Origin of the sequence: Altibacter sp. HG106 (assembly GCF_028561755.1) — a bacterium.
Lineage (GTDB): Bacteria > Bacteroidota > Bacteroidia > Flavobacteriales > Flavobacteriaceae > DFVG01.
The window spans coordinates 1-15,693 of sequence record NZ_JAQQTD010000010.1; the positions used below are offsets into that span (position 1 = coordinate 1).

Annotated in this window: 16 protein-coding genes; 7 read left to right on the plus strand and 9 right to left on the minus strand. The window is 42.8% G+C overall.

Translation table 11 applies throughout. From position 1 onward, the window contains the following. Window positions 1-212: 212 nt before the first annotated feature. From PO830_RS14050 to xerA, 5 genes are all read right to left on the minus strand, one after another. On the minus strand, window positions 213-431 hold the full coding sequence (locus PO830_RS14050; RefSeq protein WP_272854210.1) for a DUF4287 domain-containing protein: 219 nt from the start codon (window positions 429-431) through the stop codon (window positions 213-215). 588 nt (window positions 432-1,019) lie between these two features. After that, entirely contained in the window at window positions 1,020-1,340 is a 321-nt protein-coding gene (locus PO830_RS14055) for a hypothetical protein (RefSeq protein ID WP_272854211.1), read from the minus strand. 11 nt (window positions 1,341-1,351) lie between these two features. After that, window positions 1,352-1,786 carry a hypothetical protein gene (locus tag PO830_RS14060; protein ID WP_272854212.1) on the minus strand — a complete coding sequence of 145 codons (435 nt, stop codon included), beginning with the start codon at window positions 1,784-1,786 and terminating at the stop codon, window positions 1,352-1,354. A 3-nt stretch (window positions 1,787-1,789) separates the two neighbouring features. Then, window positions 1,790-2,422, minus strand: a complete 633-nt coding sequence (locus PO830_RS14065) for a hypothetical protein (protein WP_272854213.1) — start codon at window positions 2,420-2,422, stop codon at window positions 1,790-1,792. Between the two features lie 1,030 nt (window positions 2,423-3,452). Beyond that, window positions 3,453-4,637 carry a site-specific tyrosine recombinase/integron integrase gene (gene xerA / locus PO830_RS14070; RefSeq protein WP_272854214.1) on the minus strand — a complete coding sequence of 395 codons (1,185 nt, stop codon included), beginning with the start codon at window positions 4,635-4,637 and terminating at the stop codon, window positions 3,453-3,455. A 172-nt stretch (window positions 4,638-4,809) separates the two neighbouring features. Between xerA and PO830_RS14075 the strand changes: the two genes are divergently transcribed. After that, window positions 4,810-5,742, plus strand: coding sequence for a peptidylprolyl isomerase (locus tag PO830_RS14075; protein ID WP_272854215.1), 933 nt, complete (start codon window positions 4,810-4,812; stop codon window positions 5,740-5,742). A gap of 143 nt (window positions 5,743-5,885) precedes the next feature. Further along, window positions 5,886-6,419, plus strand: coding sequence for a YfiT family bacillithiol transferase (locus PO830_RS14080; RefSeq protein WP_272854216.1), 534 nt, complete (start codon window positions 5,886-5,888; stop codon window positions 6,417-6,419). On the opposite strand, the gene PO830_RS14085 is transcribed toward PO830_RS14080, so the two are convergent. Further along, the gene (locus tag PO830_RS14085) at window positions 6,416-6,973 is read right to left on the minus strand and encodes a thioredoxin family protein (RefSeq protein ID WP_272854217.1); all 558 of its coding nucleotides are present in this window, start codon (window positions 6,971-6,973) and stop codon (window positions 6,416-6,418) included. The genes PO830_RS14080 and PO830_RS14085 overlap by 4 nt on opposite strands. 122 nt (window positions 6,974-7,095) lie before the next feature. On the opposite strand from PO830_RS14085, the gene PO830_RS14090 reads away from it, so the two are divergent. Continuing rightward, window positions 7,096-7,404: a phosphoribosylpyrophosphate synthetase gene (locus PO830_RS14090; RefSeq protein ID WP_272854218.1), complete on the plus strand. Its 309-nt coding sequence runs from the start codon at window positions 7,096-7,098 to the stop codon at window positions 7,402-7,404. Continuing rightward, on the plus strand, window positions 7,397-7,735 hold the full coding sequence (locus tag PO830_RS14095) for a tRNA-binding protein (protein ID WP_272854219.1): 339 nt from the start codon (window positions 7,397-7,399) through the stop codon (window positions 7,733-7,735). The genes PO830_RS14090 and PO830_RS14095 overlap by 8 nt, the downstream gene beginning before the upstream one ends. Before the next feature lie 4 nt (window positions 7,736-7,739). On the opposite strand, the gene PO830_RS14100 is transcribed toward PO830_RS14095, so the two are convergent. Then, entirely contained in the window at window positions 7,740-9,362 is a 1,623-nt protein-coding gene (locus tag PO830_RS14100; RefSeq protein WP_272854220.1) for a SulP family inorganic anion transporter, read from the minus strand. A 161-nt stretch (window positions 9,363-9,523) separates the two neighbouring features. On the opposite strand from PO830_RS14100, the gene PO830_RS14105 reads away from it, so the two are divergent. Genes PO830_RS14105 through PO830_RS14115 form a run of 3 tightly spaced genes read left to right on the plus strand, consistent with a single transcriptional unit; the run spans window position 9,524 to window position 11,335 of the window. Next, window positions 9,524-10,111, plus strand: coding sequence for a carboxymuconolactone decarboxylase family protein (locus PO830_RS14105; protein WP_272854221.1), 588 nt, complete (start codon window positions 9,524-9,526; stop codon window positions 10,109-10,111). A 13-nt stretch (window positions 10,112-10,124) separates the two neighbouring features. Continuing rightward, complete coding sequence (locus tag PO830_RS14110) at window positions 10,125-10,958, plus strand: hypothetical protein (RefSeq protein WP_272854222.1); 834 nt, start codon at window positions 10,125-10,127, stop codon at window positions 10,956-10,958. Continuing rightward, window positions 10,955-11,335: a response regulator gene (locus PO830_RS14115; protein WP_272854223.1), complete on the plus strand. Its 381-nt coding sequence runs from the start codon at window positions 10,955-10,957 to the stop codon at window positions 11,333-11,335. Before PO830_RS14110 ends, PO830_RS14115 begins: the two co-directional genes overlap by 4 nt. 5 nt (window positions 11,336-11,340) lie before the next feature. Here PO830_RS14115 and PO830_RS14120 read toward each other — a convergent pair whose 3' ends face one another. Next, window positions 11,341-13,128, minus strand: a complete 1,788-nt coding sequence (locus tag PO830_RS14120) for a DUF885 domain-containing protein (RefSeq protein ID WP_272854224.1) — start codon at window positions 13,126-13,128, stop codon at window positions 11,341-11,343. A gap of 14 nt (window positions 13,129-13,142) precedes the next feature. Then, window positions 13,143-15,662: a M14 family metallopeptidase gene (locus PO830_RS14125; protein ID WP_272854225.1), complete on the minus strand. Its 2,520-nt coding sequence runs from the start codon at window positions 15,660-15,662 to the stop codon at window positions 13,143-13,145. Between the last annotated feature and the right edge of the window lie 31 nt (window positions 15,663-15,693).

A 15,693-nucleotide genomic window follows, 5' to 3' on the forward strand; every position in this document is an offset into this window, starting at 1 on the left:
TTTTCTTTAAATGATTTTAATAATAATTGAAATATTATTACTCAATTGCTCTTCATAGAGTATTGTGTACAACGGTCTCGGCTATGAGTAGTTGCGTGGTTTAGCACTTAACTTTGCAAGTACACACCAAACTGAAAATCCCCAAGGATTTTCAGAAGTAGGCGAGAACAAGCAATTACTTATAGCCATTGTTGGCAACTGGCTTTTTTTTATTATGATTTTTTTTCTTTTAGTAAAGCATAAATTGCCATTGCGTGACCGTGTCCGAGTTCAAATTCTTGTTTTAACCAATCTGTTATTTGAGTTGCTTTTACTCCGTCTTTAATCTTACCGTTTTCAGTAAATCCTTTTTTTTCGGCTAGCTCTTTAAAATCAGAGGGTGATTTTCCTGTTTTTGCTTGAATATTATCAAGATATGCTTGAAATGACATTTTGTAATGATTTAAGTTTATATTGTAATCACGTATGATGTTATAAATTTTATTTTCACACCTTTTGCTCCTTTAAATTTGTAGAAGTCCGAGAACGCATATTTTTTTCCATTCTGCATTTTCATAATTCCATTTGTTGCTCCTTCTTTTCCGTGGGATAAGATTTGGTCAATTGTCAATTCGGTCGCCTTTTCGGATTTCATTTTTTCCAATTCCTTTCTAAATTTTTCTTTTCCCTCAATTTTTTTGTCGCCAATTATTTCCCAACAATTTCATCAGTCACACTTTCGATAATAAATTCAACGTTTCCTTTTGCAAATGCAATGTTGAATTCTTTTAGAAATTCCATTTTCGGTGAGTTTCCACAATTTGGACTTGAAATAATTTTTGTCATTTTACAGTATTAGTTTCAGCACGTTTTTTTTTTAGCTTGTTGCCAACGTTGTTGTATATGGTTTGTTGCGTGGTTTAGCACTAAATTTAGCAAATAAAAACCGAATAGAAAATCCGCGAGGATTTTCGTAAGTAGGCTAGAACTAGCAATAAATTATATACGGTGTTGGCAACAGTATTTTATTTCATTAATCTTTAATCTGTATATGCAATTATATTAAAATCAAGACTATGTTTTTTGCATTTCGGACAATAATTGTTTTTTGTGTTTAATTTTAAATCAAAATTATCCAAAGTGTAATTGTTCTCATTGTTTCCTTTCAATTCTTTATTTGAATAGAATTTATATTTAGAATTATTTTTCTCAATTTTATAGTTGATGATTTCAAATTGTCCTGTATTTATATTAATTGCGGGAACTGGACAATTAATTTGAAAATCTAATTTATTGCCACCGTAATTAAATTTTGTTTTAAAATCACAAAATTTACATTTTGCAGATATAATATTTCCCATTTTAAAAGAAATTATTTATTCCATTCAGGCGGAAATTGCTTGTAAAAAAAATTAAAATACATTTGAAATGTTTCTTTCTTTTTCTTTTCAAATGATTCCCCTAAAACCTGCTCATAATAAGCATCAAGAATAACGATTGATTCAGTTACATAAGTTCCCAAGTCTGATTGCAACATTCTTTTGTAATGTTTAATATGATTTTCAATTACTTTTTTAAGTTGCTCCATCATAGTCATAACGACGTGTTCGTTACCACCAAAAGGATTTTCTCCAAACTTATGAGGATTTAAATTTTCCAAATCCGCAGATAGTTCATCACTTAATATAGTTTGCCTAAAACCAGCTTGTAAAAAAGCCATATCCAATATTGGTTTTCCAGTTCCAATTTCAGTTTCTAAATTTATTTTGACCTTTCGGTCGTCAATTAATAATTCTTTTTGATACATATTCTATTGTTCCATTGTCATTATTGCCATTAATCTTTGAGGTGCTAATCTTTCTAACCATTGATGAGAGTTATTCGTTGGAAAAACTCCAGAAGGTTGTGAACGCAATTTAAAAGCAGAAATAGGATTTCCATCTAATTCCGTTTGTTGTAGTCTTGATATTGGCGAGAAAAAGTCCAAACCTTCTTTCTCTTTTGTAAATGTTTGCATTGTTCCGTCAAATGCTTTTACCATTTCAAAATCAATTCCGTTGGATTTGTACAAATCCACATCTTCGTTTCCAACTGCTTGTAAAAGACTATCCATTGAAAAAGCTCCAATCATTATATCAATTTCTCTTTTAAAGTTGAAAGTTTTGAAGTTTCCAAAATCAACTTGAGATTTTAAACTGCTAAATTCGTTAGGAATTATTATTTGGTCATTTTCGACAAGTCCAAGAGTTTTGTACATTAAACCAAATGGAGATTGAAGCATAATCTCAATATTTCGAGTGCTAACATCATTTAGTTTGTTACGAATAGGTAAGTCGGTTTCAATTGGTAGAATGTCGGTCTTTGATGTTCTATTTTCCCAAATATCATCAATGTTTGTTTTTGAAAACGCTTCTAAAAAGCATTCTTTCATAAAATCATCCATAAGCTTTTAAAATGGTAATGTATCGAGATATATATTTTCTTTCGTTTCTCTGACTTCGATTGATAAACGGGAATATTTATGAATTTTGTCGTAAAAATTTAAGTAATAATTTCTCTGGTTATCTATTATTTTTTCGTGTTCTATTTTGAAAGTTAGTTGTCCTTCTGAACATTGTTTTGTACAACTAACCATATATTTTAAAAATCTGTAAAATCTTGTTTTATTTGGCATTCCAGTCAGAACGTTTTTTGACATTAGAAAAGGAATGAATGATTTAGTGTTATAATTCAAACACGAATTAATCAATTCAGCTTTAATTTTTTCTATGTTGTTAGTTTCGTTCATATTGTTGCCAACGGTCTTGGCTATTGTTTCGTTGCGGAAAAATCCGCTGGGATTTTTCCGATGAACAACGAATATACTAAAAAGCGGTGAATTCCGACTTTGGAATTCAGCCGCAATGAACCATAGCCGTTGTTGCCTTATGTAGCACGCCCCGAACATTGGGCCGAGACAAGCGATGGTTTTCAGTTACATTCCATTCGGATAAGCCTCTCAGATGGTAAATTCCGATAAGTTCATAAGGAATTCTTTTCGTTCGTTGTTTAGCGACGGTGACCCAAACGGTTCAGGAAAAAATCAGCCGTAGGCGAATCCGTGCTATTGATGGCAACGGGTTTGGCTATGGTTTCGTTGCGGAAAAATCCGCCGGGATTTTTCCGATGAATAACGAATATACTAAAAAGCGGTGAATTCCGTACTCGGAATTCAGCCGCAATGAACTATAGCCGTTGTTACCTTTTGTAGCGCGACCAGAACATTGGGCCAGAACCGACGATGGTTTTCAGATTCGTTCCATTCGGATAAGCCTTTAAAATCAGTCAGATTCGGAAATTTTCAAAAGGAGAATTCCTTTCCTCGTTAACGAGCGACTGTGATCAAAATTCTGTCAGAAAAAAAATCAGCCGAAGGCGATTCCGCGCTATTAATGGTAACTTGTTATATCCCCACCAAATATACTGTTATTAAATTAATATCCTCCCGATAACAGAAGGTTTGGGGTGGGGCTATCAACTTCAGCAATCTGGAGTAACGCCGTATCTAACGGACTTCGTATTCCTTGTAGATCTCGAGTGGCCACATGCGTGTACACCATAGTAGTTTCCGGTTTGCTGTGCCCTAATAACACTTGTATATAACGTAAATCCACCCCGTCTTCTAATAAATGAGTAGCAAAACTATGTCGCAACGTATGCGGCGTCACCCGTTTTACAATGCCCGCCGCGCGACAACTTCGGCGCAACAGCTGCCGAACACTCGTATCAGCATAAGGGCCGGCCTGCTGGCCTTCAAAAAAATAATCCTTGGGACAATAACTCATCAAATAATTACGAAGCAAAGGCAACACGCTTTCCGCCAACGGAACGACCCGGTCTTTACCGCCCTTACTGTTCTCGATAAATAACTGGCGACGCTCCAGGTCAAAATGACGTAACCGCAACGCGATCAATTCCCCAATCCGAAGGCCCGAAGAATACAATAATGCCAGGGCAGCTCGATGCTTGAGATTTCGAGTCACCTGCAATAATCGCAGCATTTCTTGCCGACTCAATACCACGGGAAGTTTTCGCTGTGCTTTCGGGCGCTCTAACGTCTCTGCGTCAATGGCGCATTCCGGATAAAAGAACGCGAAATGTTTCAACGCGCTAATTACTTGTCGGTGTGTGCTTATCGAATAGCGCCGTTTTTTCACTCCAAATTCAATAAAGAGCCGCACATCCTCACCCGTTAATGAGTCTGCAGCTTTTTGGGCATGCTGAAGGAATTCTTTGACGAATTCCCCATACACCCTAATGGTGTTCTCACTATAGCGTTTGCCTTCCAAATAATTCAAATAACGTGTCCAAAGTTCTTTTTCTTCAGAAGATAAGGCGGGAAGCCTCGCTTTTTCGTGTTTCGGAGAAATGGTTACCGCATGGAGTGATGTGTCATTTCTCACCTCGCGATCATCTACGGTAACGCCTAAGTTGTTTAAAGCGGTATTCAGGTTCCGAAGCGAAAGCTGTTCTAAGGGGGCGTAAAACACCTTTTTGGTGGCACTGTAAGACACTTCAGGAATTCTTTTGATCATTTCCTTCAACGAGTAATCATAAGGAAAATAAAGGCCAATGCATCGCCGGTTGCGATGTAAGATCGGTCGTAAGGTAACCATCATAGCGTTGTAGGTATTTCCGAAAGAAATTCGGTACCGGGGAATTGGAGTTTCTAAGATAGCAATTTCCGAAGCAAAAAAGAAGCGTCAGTGGCAATTCATGAAAAGGAAACAATTGATTCTAGGGAATTTCCGAAGCAATACGTACCTTTGCACCTCATTTAAAAAACGACACATGCAAGACGGAATATACGCGAAGATCACGACCGAAAAAGGGACGATCCTCGCCAAATTAGCGCATCAGGAAACCCCCGGAACAGTAGGTAATTTTGTGGCACTGGCCGAAGGAAATTTAGAGAACGATGCCAAGCCGCAAGGCGAACCCTATTACGATGGGATTAAATTTCATAGAGTTATACCCGACTTTATGATTCAAGGGGGCGACCCGAATGGTACGGGAGCAGGCGGACCTGGATATCAGTTTGATGATGAGTTTCATCCAGAACTAACCCACGACGGACCGGGCGTATTGTCAATGGCCAATGCTGGACCGGGCACCAATGGGAGTCAGTTTTTCATCACGCACGTAGAAACGCCCTGGTTAGATAATAAACACACCGTCTTCGGAAAAGTGGTAGAAGGTCAGGATGTAGTAGATGCGGTGGCGCAGGGCGATACCATGCAAAAGGTGGAGATCCTTCGCGAAGGAGAAGAAGCCAAGCAATGGAATGCCGTGGAGGCGTTTCGTCAATTTAATGGCGCCAAGGCCGAACGTGAGGCAGCTGCAAAAAAAGAGCAGGAGCAGGTATTGGAAGAGTTAGCCGCCGGTTTTGAAAAGACCGATAGCGGATTGCGCTATAAGATCATTCAAAAAGGAGACGGTGCGAAAGCCGAAAAAGGACAAACCGTAGCCGTTCATTATAAAGGAATGTTCCCCGATGGAAAAGAGTTCGATAATTCCTTCAAACGAGGCAACCCAATTGAATTTCCAGTAGGAATGGGCAATGTCATCCCAGGTTGGGATGAGGGAATTCAACTCTTACAGGTGGGCGATAAAGCGCGCTTTGTGATTCCGTCTCAGCTAGCCTACGGAAGCCGTGGCGCAGGCGGAGTGATTCCACCTAATGCTACCTTGGTATTCGACGTAGAGTTGGTGAACGTCAAATAAGTGCTCCAAAACAAGCATCAGACCCTCTTACCGTTGGTAGGAGGGTTTTTTTATGCGGAATAGCTACTTCGGAAGGGGTGGACGGAAGGTTTTTATTATGCTGACTTCGGAAGGATTCGAGGAAAATTGAATATCTTCGAAATATGGATCTAGCACAGCAAAAATACCCGATCGGTAAGTTACAATTACCGGAAAAAGTGAGTGAAGCACAGCTTCAGGAAGCGCTACAAACCTTAGAAACCTTTCCGAAGCAATTACGAGAATTAACGCATCAGTTAACGGAAGCTCAATTACAGAAGCCGTACCGTGATGGGGAAGGGGTGTGGACCCTCCGGCAATTGATCCATCATATTTCAGACAGTCATCATCACGCCTACAACCGTATTCGTTGGACGCTTTCCGAAGAACAACCCACGGCCAAGGTATACGATCAGGATGCTTTTGCCAAAGCCTACGATTATTCGCATGCCCCAATTGAATGGTCGCTGCGTCATATCGAAGTGTTGCATCAAAAAATGGTCTATATTTTCAGAAATCTTTCCGAAGCCCAATGGCAACGTACCTACATTCACCCTGAAAATAATAAGATTTGGACCTTAGAAGAGGTGGCCTTGCAGTATGCCTGGCATAGCAAGCATCATTTTGCGCATCTTCAAAACGGAATAGCGCGCGCCTAATCTTTCCATTTAATATTACACCCCATACTGGGCTTTTGATCTTCGCGCTGCGGATTGTTATTAAGAACATTGTCTAGGGCTTCACGCAAATCCCGACCGTTTACGGGAATGCCGTTTCCGGGGCGAGAGTTGTCTAATTGGCCGCGGTAGATCAATTTTAGGTCACTGTCAAACAAAAAGATATCGGGAGTACAAGCTGCTTGATAGGCTTTGGCAACTTCTTGGGTTTCGTCGTACAGGTAGGGGAAGGGGTAATTCTCTTTGCGAGCCGTTTCCCACATTTTCTGCGGATTGTCTTGTGGGTAGGCTTCTGCATCATTACTGCTAATGGCAACAAAGCCAAATCCCGTCACCCTATAATCGTTACAAACCCTTACCAATTCAGCATTCACATGTTTTACATACGGACAGTGGTTGCATAGAAAAAACACAACCGTCCCCTTTTCTCCTTGAATTTGTTGTAAGCTCACCGGTTTGGAAGTAACCGTATCAAGCAGGGTAAAATCGGGTGCTTTGGTGCCAAGAGGCAGCATGGTAGAGGGAGTAAGTGCCATCGCCTTAATTTTTAATAAAATTAGTGTGTTTGGGTCGAGAAACGTTACAATTACTAAAGAATTTATAAATTCTTGGAAGACTGTCTAAGAACGGGTATCTTTAAGGAAAGCCAACAAAAAACATGGAAAATTCATATAGTTCGCTTTCAGTAGCGATTGAAGCCCTACAAAAGGAAGGATATACAATTGATTTTAACTTAGTAGAAGAGGGGGTCGAATCAAAATCTCTGAAGGCCACCTGGAAGGCCGGACAGCTTGAGGTGGTTCGTTTCTATCGTTTTGAAGGAATGACCAATCCCGGAGACAATACCATCTTGTATGTGATAAAAACCGACGATGGAAAAAAAGGTCTTTTGGTAGATGCGTATGGCGCAGATACCGGGCCTGTAAGTCAGGAGATGATCGATAAACTCAATATTCATAATGAGTAGCCCGTTGCAGTGGTCCGATTTTGAAAAAGTGCACATGCACGTGGGGACCATTCTGGAAGCTTCCGATTTTCCTGAAGCGAACAAACCTGCCTACCAATTGGTAATCGACTTTGGGCCCGATATTGGCATTCTTAAATCGTCTGCCCAGATTACGGTGTGTTACCAGAAAAGTGAATTGGTGGGCCGACAGATCATCGCCGTTATTAACTTTCCGAAGAAACAAATTGGTCCTTTTATGAGCGAATGCCTGGTGTTGGGTGCCGTAGATCAGGAAAAAGTGATCTTACTGGAGCCGGGGTTGCAGGTGCAAAACGGACTCAGAGTTTCGTAATCACTTACACTTCACTATCCATCATATCGGTAACCACATAATAACGTGGATCGTCGATCGCATCTTTAATGATGGTGGCAAACTCTGGATTCCATTTTAGGAGTAGGGCTTTGCAATCCGGACTCAAATGTGTTAGCGTTACCTCCTTACCACTGTCGATGTATTTATTCGCAAGATTCCGAAGCGCTTCTACACCACTATGATCTGAAACCTTTGATTCAATAAAATCAATTTCAACCCGCTCTGGGTCGGTGCTCACCTCAAATTTGCTATTAAAGGCAGAAACGGAACCGAAGAATAGCGGTCCCCAGATCTCGTACACTTTCGTACCATCATCTTTCAAACGTTTGCGCGCGCGGATCATGGTAGCGTTTTTCCAGGCAAACACCAACGCGCTCATAATAACTCCCGCAATAACAGCAATGGCAAGGTCTTGCCAGACTGTTATCGCCGAAACGGCAATTAAAACGATCGCATCGGCCAGGGGTATTTTATGTAGAATTCTGAAACTACTCCATGCAAAGGTGCCAATCACTACCATAAACATGACACCAACCAGTGCGGCAATGGGAATTTGTTCGATCAGCGGAGCCCCAAACAACACGAAACACAACAACGCAATGGCAGCGATCGTGCCCGATAGTCGTCCGCGACCACCCGAATTGATATTGATAATACTCTGCCCGATCATGGCACAACCGCCCATCCCGCCAAAAAAGCCATTGAGAATGTTAGCGCTTCCTTGCGCCACACATTCTCGGTTACCGCTTCCGCGGGTTTCGGTCATTTCATCGATGAGGTTGAGGGTCATTAAGGATTCAATTAATCCAACGGCAGCTAGAATAAAGGCGGTAGATAGGATCAAATCCCAATGGCCTTGCAAGGTGTTGAACAGACCAAAAATTTGGGCTTGAAATGCGGGTAAGGAACCTTGTAATCCTTCGCCACCTCCGTCACGAATAAAAGATCCAACCGTACTTACCTCTACCTTTCCAAAGATCACGATGGCCGCCACAACAATGATGGCTGTAAGGGCCGCCGGAATTTTTTTGGTGAGTCGTGGCAATAGGAACATGATGGCCATGGTTAATCCTACCAGCCCCAGCATAACGTACAACTCGGTACCGCTCAGCCAAACCCGTTCTCCGTTAACGGTTTCCTTAAACAAGCCCAATTGCGATAAGAAGATAACAATGGCAAGTCCGTTTACAAAGCCCATCATCACGGGGTGGGGAATGAGTCGAACAAATTTCCCTAATTTCAGGACACCGGCTAGAATTTGAATAAGACCTACGAACAATAAGGTAATAAAAAGCCATTGGAGTCCGAGATTCTCTATAGGCGTAGCTAATGCCATTCCTACCTCGTTCCCTTTTTGTATGAGATGTACCATCACCACGGCCATGGCTCCCGTGGCGCCGCTAATCATTCCGGGGCGTCCACCAAAAAGGGCGGTAACGATTCCCATCATGAAGGCTCCGTACAACCCCACCAGGGGATCGACGCCCGCCACAAAGGCAAAAGCTACGGCTTCAGGTACCAATGCCAGGGCAACGGTGAGTCCCGATAGGATATCATTCTTAGGGTTTTGAGTAAAGTTTTTCTGCGTACGTTGTAGTAGGTTCATAGCGGCCTTAAAAAAGCGGCAAAAGTAACGAATTGCTTCTAATTTTACGGTTATTGACAACGAGAAGCATCACTTTTCAGCGGTGTTAGTTCACAAAATGAGAAAAATAAGCTATATTTAACATTCATAAAGGAACCCCGAATTAATTTATGTGAATGTCTATGAAAAACACTACTACTCAAAAAGAGGATATCTTTCAATTGATATCCTATGAAGATGCCACTCCCGAAGTTCAAGAAATTTATGATGACACCAAGCGTACGTTTCAGTTACCGTTTGTGCTCAATTGGTTTCAATGTCAGGGGGCTAATGCCGATTTGCTACGCGGAAATTGGACGAAACTGAAATCAACCCTGGTACTCGGGCAGGTGCCCAATGTACTCAAGCAGTTGATTATCTATAATGTTTCAAAACTTCGGAATTGCGATTATTGTTCAATTGCCCATGGAATTTTTGCCAATAGCATGCGAGACCAACTAAGTGATGATCCGTCATTCGTGCCTACCGAGCACATTGATTCACCAAAGCTTCCGAAGAGTTACCGCACGGCGATCAAGATGGTAACCCATGCCGCCTTGCACCCTCAGGATTTCACGGCCGATCATTTAGAGCAGCTTTCCGAAGCCGGTTTTCATGCAAGTGAAATAAGAGAATTACTTTCCGTAGCCGATCTTGTCAATATGTTGAATACCATAGCTGATGTTGCCGGAATTAAAATCGATGAATCCTTGGTAGGGATAAAAACATAAAGGCGCTTGGGGTATGGGGCAAACAGCTACACTATTCCGTTATGAAGCCTTGAGCAAAGTAACGAGTAAGGTTTTCAACAGTACTTCGCTGGAAGAATTGAATGCGGTGCTACATCAGCATTTGAAATATATATTCGACTTTTCCTTTTTTAGAATAGCGGTAGACTTTAAGGAGCCGTTAAGTTTGAGTTATACTGGGGCGAACTCGTTTGTAGAGCGCGAGACCTTTCAATGGTTGGCACACGAGAACTCCCTTATTGCTACGCAAATTCCAATTTCGGAACCCTTTACTTCGGAAGGCTTTGAAGCCTATAAACTGACACCCACTAATGACGCGCACACCCTCTACGCATGGCATCATTTTTTTAAGGAGTGCCATATGTGCATCACGTTGGTACAACCCAAGGAAGCGACACTTTTTTGGTCTGAAACCGATGTGTTGCTGATGTTGTCTGAAATCGTGGTGGCGAAAGTTTCGAAATTGGCGTATCTTGATCTCATTGATCGAAAGAACAAAGAACTAGCGTTAGCTTTGACAGAGATTGAGCGACAGAATGAGGATATTCAAGCCATCGTGTCCAATCAGGAAAGTATTATAGAACAACGCACTAACGAACTGCGAGAAAAAAATAAAACATTGTTGGAAATAGCTACGATCAACGCGCACTCCCTACGCGAACCCCTGGCGCGAATCTTAGGTCTTATTCAAGTCGCCAAAGGATTAACCAATAAAGAAGAACGAGACCTCACCATTGAATATTTAAGTGCTTCCGCCGAAGAACTCGATCAACGGCTTCAGGACATCATTGCCAGAAGTACTCAACATTTTAAAGAGTCGCTTCAATGAAGAAGAAACAACCGCTATTATATCTGGTCGATGATCAGAAGATTGTCAATTTTGTAAATCAAAAAGTAATTGAAAACGCTGGAGTGGCTTGCGAAATGCTTGCGTTTGAAGACCCCAGAGAAGCATTAGTAAAATTGACCGATCTCGTACCCGATTACATTCTGCTCGACATTCAAATGCCCGAGGTAAACGGATGGCAGTTTCTTGAATCCTTACAACGTCAACAATGTCGATCGAAGGTGGTGATGGTCACATCCAGCACCAGTCCCTTAGATCGGAAGCGTGCCGCTAGCTTTGACGCTGTAGTCGATTACATTGTCAAGCCCCTATCGGTTGAAGAGGTACAAAAACTAAGTCAGCAACATTGTTCGCACTAAGGTACCTATTGCGTGTCGATCCAGCGATTGATTTTATCTTCTAGTAGCGCTAACGGAATGCATCCCGTTTCAAGCACTTGATTGTGAAACTGACCAATATCAAAAGCATCCCCTAATTGGGTTTCCGCTTTTTGTCGAAGCTCTCTAATCTTTAATTGTCCAATCTTATAGCTTAGTGCCTGTCCGGGATTGGCCATGTACCGTTCAATTTCAGAAGTAATGGCCGCTTCCGATTCGGCTTCATTTTCCAGAGAGTACTGAATGGCTTCTTCTCGCGTCCAACCCTTGCTATGCAATCCGGTATCCACCACCAATCGGATGGCACGGTGCATTTCGGCGCCCAGCATTCCGAAGTACTGATACGGGTCGGTATACAAGCCCAATTCTTTTCCTAAAGATTCAGAATACAGCGCCCAACCTTCACCGTACCCGCTGTACCACAACGTCTTTCGGAAGGTGGGTAAGTCCTCGTTTTCCTGGGTAAGCGAAATTTGGTAGTGGTGTCCGGGAATAGCCTCGTGAAGGAAAAGCGATTCATCGCTATACACATTGTAGGCCGTCGCCTCGGGAATGGGTACATAAAAGATTCCCGGACGTGTGCCGTCTAAGGATCCGGGATTGTATTCGGCACTGGCTGATTTTTCCCGGAAGGCTTCCGTGCGGCGCACCTCGAAAGGCGTTTTTGGCGTATTGTCGAAGAGTTTTTGCAATTGTGGCTTCATGCGTTCATGGATCGCGTTGAAGTTATCGATCACCTCTTCCGCAGAAGTATAGGGCATTAGGTCCTTGTTATTTCGCACATAATCAAAGAACGAGGTGAGGTCTCCTTCGTAGCCTACCTCTTTTTTTATCGCCTCCATTTCTGAACGGATGCGTGCCACTTCGCTGAGACCTAATTCGTGAATTTCTTCCGCAGACATGGTCGTGGTGGTGTACAGTTTAATTTGATAGTCGTAGTATGCTTTTCCATTCGGAATGTCGGTAATACCGCTCGTTTCTCTTGCGTTGTTCATATAGTCGTTTTCCATGAAGTCCGCCAGACTTTGATAGGTAGGAACGATCTTTTCTTCGATGAGCTGTTGGTAGGCTGCGGTTATTTCTTCCTTATCCGCTTCGGAAAGGGTTTCTGGAAAATTGTTCAACGGACTATAAAACAGGTGTTCTGCCGTGTTGGCATTGGTCAAGGATTTCAGCTGTGGAAGTACCTTAACCACCAAGGCTTTAGGAAGAACGTACCCTTGGGTCATGCCTTCTCGCATGTTCGCTTCAGCTGTCTCCAACCATTGAACAAAGCCGTCTACACGCTTCACCCATTGCATATAATCTTCTTTGGTTTCGAAGGGTTGGGCACTGGCACCGCTAGCGAGCTGTCCCATAACCAGATTTACAGACCACATTTGGTCGATGGGCATGTATTCACTTTTCTTAAATTTCATGCCTTCCAAGTTCATGTCGCATTCCCAGGCGAGAATCTCTTTTGTCAATTGTTCGGTTTCTGAAAGATCATCATCACTAAAAGATTCCAATTGGTTTTTATATTTTTCGTAATGCGCTTTCACTTGTTGCACGTAGCTGCTATCCAGGAAATTCGGAAACTGGTCGTCATAGCGATCGTCTCCCGCAAAGGTAGCTTGCACCGGATTCAGTTTTAGACCGTCTTCGTAATACGAATCCAGCATCGCGTTAAAGTCTGAAGAAATCATTTCAGGGGTTTGTTCATTTTCATTGGACTCCTCTTTGCAGGCGGTAAACGCGAGCAGCATGAGCAGCATCGATAACAGTGAATATTTCATGGTGTAAGAGTTGGCTACATTTCGTTTCCGAAGAAAATAGCATTCATTAAAAGTTTATTGGTTCCGTACCAAAAAGCCCGGAAGTTCGTATTGTCGGTAAAATAGACCACTTGCCCACGTCCAAGCCCTGAGGTTTTGAAAGCAGCTGTTCCTGCCAATTCTGTGAGGTTGGGTTTCGAGATATACCCACTCAGCAACGGCGATTCAGTATACTGAATGGGATTGTTGTAGCTGTTTTCATCAGCTTCCAGAAAGATAGTGCTGTTTCGAAAAACAGGTAGGGTTTCATTTTTGTAGCCGAAGGCGATCGGGTGGGTACGGTCTAAGGTAGTTTCAAAGATCGCGCCTCCAATCACCTGGGCACCAAAGTAATTGCCTCGATCTTCATACGAAATATTGGTCGCGGTATCTTGCGTACGCTTAAACTTCATTTTCATGATATCGTTACTGTCAAACCAACGTCCGGCGTTCTTGTATCCGATTAATGTTCCGCCGTTTCGCACCCAGGTTTTTAATTTTTCGGCATCGTCTTTATCCAAAGCATTGCCCCATGAGTTCGGCAGAATGATATCGGTATAACGGCTAAGGTCTGTTCTACTGAAATTTCTCGTATCGAGCTTGGTGAGTTTTATGTTATAGCGCGTATCGAACAAATGCCAGATTTCTCCGGCGTCGTAGGGATTGATCCCATCTCCAATCACCATTGCTACCTGTTGTGGTTCGATGGTTCGGAAGGCGCGACTTCCAAGATCGATTCCTTTTACAAGTCCTGTGCTCACAGAACGGATGGTTACATGAGATTCTTGAGCGATCTCTTTCATAAAGGCGCCTAGCTCTTGCGTATTGAGCGATTGACCCTGTACCGGAATCATGATCGTTCCATAGTCATAGTCGGTGTTTCCAACAGAAAAAGGTTTCATTCCCACTTTTACGAGTAGGTCTTTGTCGTGCATCATCTGCAGCGCTTTGGGCGTATAGTAATCGTGCCATTCCATTACATAGGCATAGTTGGAGGTAGCAGGAGCGGTCGGGTTTGGCATGCTGAGGTTCGTAACTTCAGGGCCGGCATTGTTTAGGGATACTTTTTCGTCGTAGTCAAGGTTGAACGCAAGCGGGAAGGTCCATGCGCTGATGTCGTAGAAAAGGGAGTCTTGAAAGCTAGTTCGCTTTTCGAACATCGCGTTTATAAGTCGGTGTTGCTTTTGGTTCTTCGGAACGATATACGCGTTCCCTTTTTTATAGGTCTTACCGTTTTGAGTGACGTCGTTCTTCAGTTCGTGGAATTTTATTTTGTGCCGCTGAAGGATTTCCGCCAGGTGATATGTTTTAGAGGCATCCTTGGCATCCCCAAAGATCAGAGCACCCCCCGAATTCGCCTCGTTACGAGCATTGGCGTAGAAGTCGCGCTGATACGCTAAGATGTCGGTACGCATGCCTACGGCCGCTTCTAAGGTAGAAAGGGCAGCGGTAAATTGGTTCCTAATTGTAAAGGGAAAGGTTAAGATTCCGTTGTCACTCTCTTGCGCGTGTCCGCGGGACGATCCTTGTTCAAAAAGGATCCCGATACCTCCGTTGATATCCGGAAAGGTAGAACCCTTTCCGTAGTAAAAATCATCATAATCCTCTTCGGTATAATAAAAGCTACCAATTTTATCCAGGGCTTTGGCGTGATAGGTTCCTATCTGTGCTGTGAGCTCCTGATTTTTTGTCGGAGTTAAGGGATGGGTTCTCGACTGGATCCCCGGTTGGAAGAAAAAGGTGCTATTGGTGCCCATTTCGTGGTGGTCTGTGAGAATGTTTGGGTACCATTTGTGGAAGGTTTCAATGCGGGCCCGACTTTCAGGAAGTTGTACCGGGAGCCAGTCGCGGTTCATATCGAACCAATAATGATTGGTTCTACCTCCGGGCCATACTTCGCTGTATTCACGATCGTTTGGATCGGGATTAATATTTTGTGCTTTGTGAATATTTGCCCAATAGGCAAAACGCTGAAGTCCGTCAGGATTGAAGGACGGGTCAAAAAGGATCACCGTATTGTTTAAAAGGTTATCGATTTTAGCCCCTTGGGCGGCTGCCAAATAATAAGCAACGGCAAGGCCGGCATTGGCGCCACTGGGTTCGTTTCCGTGAATGGAAAATCCTTGATAGACTACGATGGGCATCGACTCAATATTTTGGGAAGCTGCACCCGATTCTGTCAACGCAACATGGTTAGTGCGAATGCTTTCTATACGGTTGTGGTTTGCTGGCGAGGTAATCGTAAGAAGCCACAACGGGCGGCCTTCGAAGGTCGTACCGCGATTTTCTATCGTAATTCGATCGCTCACTTCCGCAAGGCGTTGCATATAGTACGAGAGCTTGTCGTGGGTCACGTGCCAGTCGCCCACCTGGTGGCCAATTACCTCTTCCGGGGTAGGAATGGCGTCGTTATAGTTTACATCATTGGGGAGGTAGTAGTCGAGATCAACTTGGTAATCTTGTGCTAATAAGGATAAAGAACATACAGTACATACTGCAAAGAGTAGTTTTTTCATGTGGTATCATCAATTTGGCTTAAAGATAAAA

Coding starts and splice junctions, on each gene's coding strand:
- PO830_RS14050 (WP_272854210.1), bottom strand. CDS start 431: ATGTCATTTCAAGCATATCTTGATAATATTCAAGCAAAAACAGGAAAA.
- PO830_RS14055 (WP_272854211.1), bottom strand. CDS start 1,340: ATGGGAAATATTATATCTGCAAAATGTAAATTTTGTGATTTTAAAACA.
- PO830_RS14060 (WP_272854212.1), bottom strand. CDS start 1,786: ATGTATCAAAAAGAATTATTAATTGACGACCGAAAGGTCAAAATAAAT.
- PO830_RS14065 (WP_272854213.1), bottom strand. CDS start 2,422: ATGGATGATTTTATGAAAGAATGCTTTTTAGAAGCGTTTTCAAAAACA.
- xerA (WP_272854214.1), bottom strand. CDS start 4,637: ATGATGGTTACCTTACGACCGATCTTACATCGCAACCGGCGATGCATT.
- PO830_RS14075 (WP_272854215.1), top strand. CDS start 4,810: ATGCAAGACGGAATATACGCGAAGATCACGACCGAAAAAGGGACGATC.
- PO830_RS14080 (WP_272854216.1), top strand. CDS start 5,886: ATGGATCTAGCACAGCAAAAATACCCGATCGGTAAGTTACAATTACCG.
- PO830_RS14085 (WP_272854217.1), bottom strand. CDS start 6,973: ATGGCACTTACTCCCTCTACCATGCTGCCTCTTGGCACCAAAGCACCC.
- PO830_RS14090 (WP_272854218.1), top strand. CDS start 7,096: ATGGAAAATTCATATAGTTCGCTTTCAGTAGCGATTGAAGCCCTACAA.
- PO830_RS14095 (WP_272854219.1), top strand. CDS start 7,397: ATGAGTAGCCCGTTGCAGTGGTCCGATTTTGAAAAAGTGCACATGCAC.
- PO830_RS14100 (WP_272854220.1), bottom strand. CDS start 9,362: ATGAACCTACTACAACGTACGCAGAAAAACTTTACTCAAAACCCTAAG.
- PO830_RS14105 (WP_272854221.1), top strand. CDS start 9,524: ATGAAAAACACTACTACTCAAAAAGAGGATATCTTTCAATTGATATCC.
- PO830_RS14110 (WP_272854222.1), top strand. CDS start 10,125: ATGGGGCAAACAGCTACACTATTCCGTTATGAAGCCTTGAGCAAAGTA.
- PO830_RS14115 (WP_272854223.1), top strand. CDS start 10,955: ATGAAGAAGAAACAACCGCTATTATATCTGGTCGATGATCAGAAGATT.
- PO830_RS14120 (WP_272854224.1), bottom strand. CDS start 13,128: ATGAAATATTCACTGTTATCGATGCTGCTCATGCTGCTCGCGTTTACC.
- PO830_RS14125 (WP_272854225.1), bottom strand. CDS start 15,662: ATGAAAAAACTACTCTTTGCAGTATGTACTGTATGTTCTTTATCCTTA.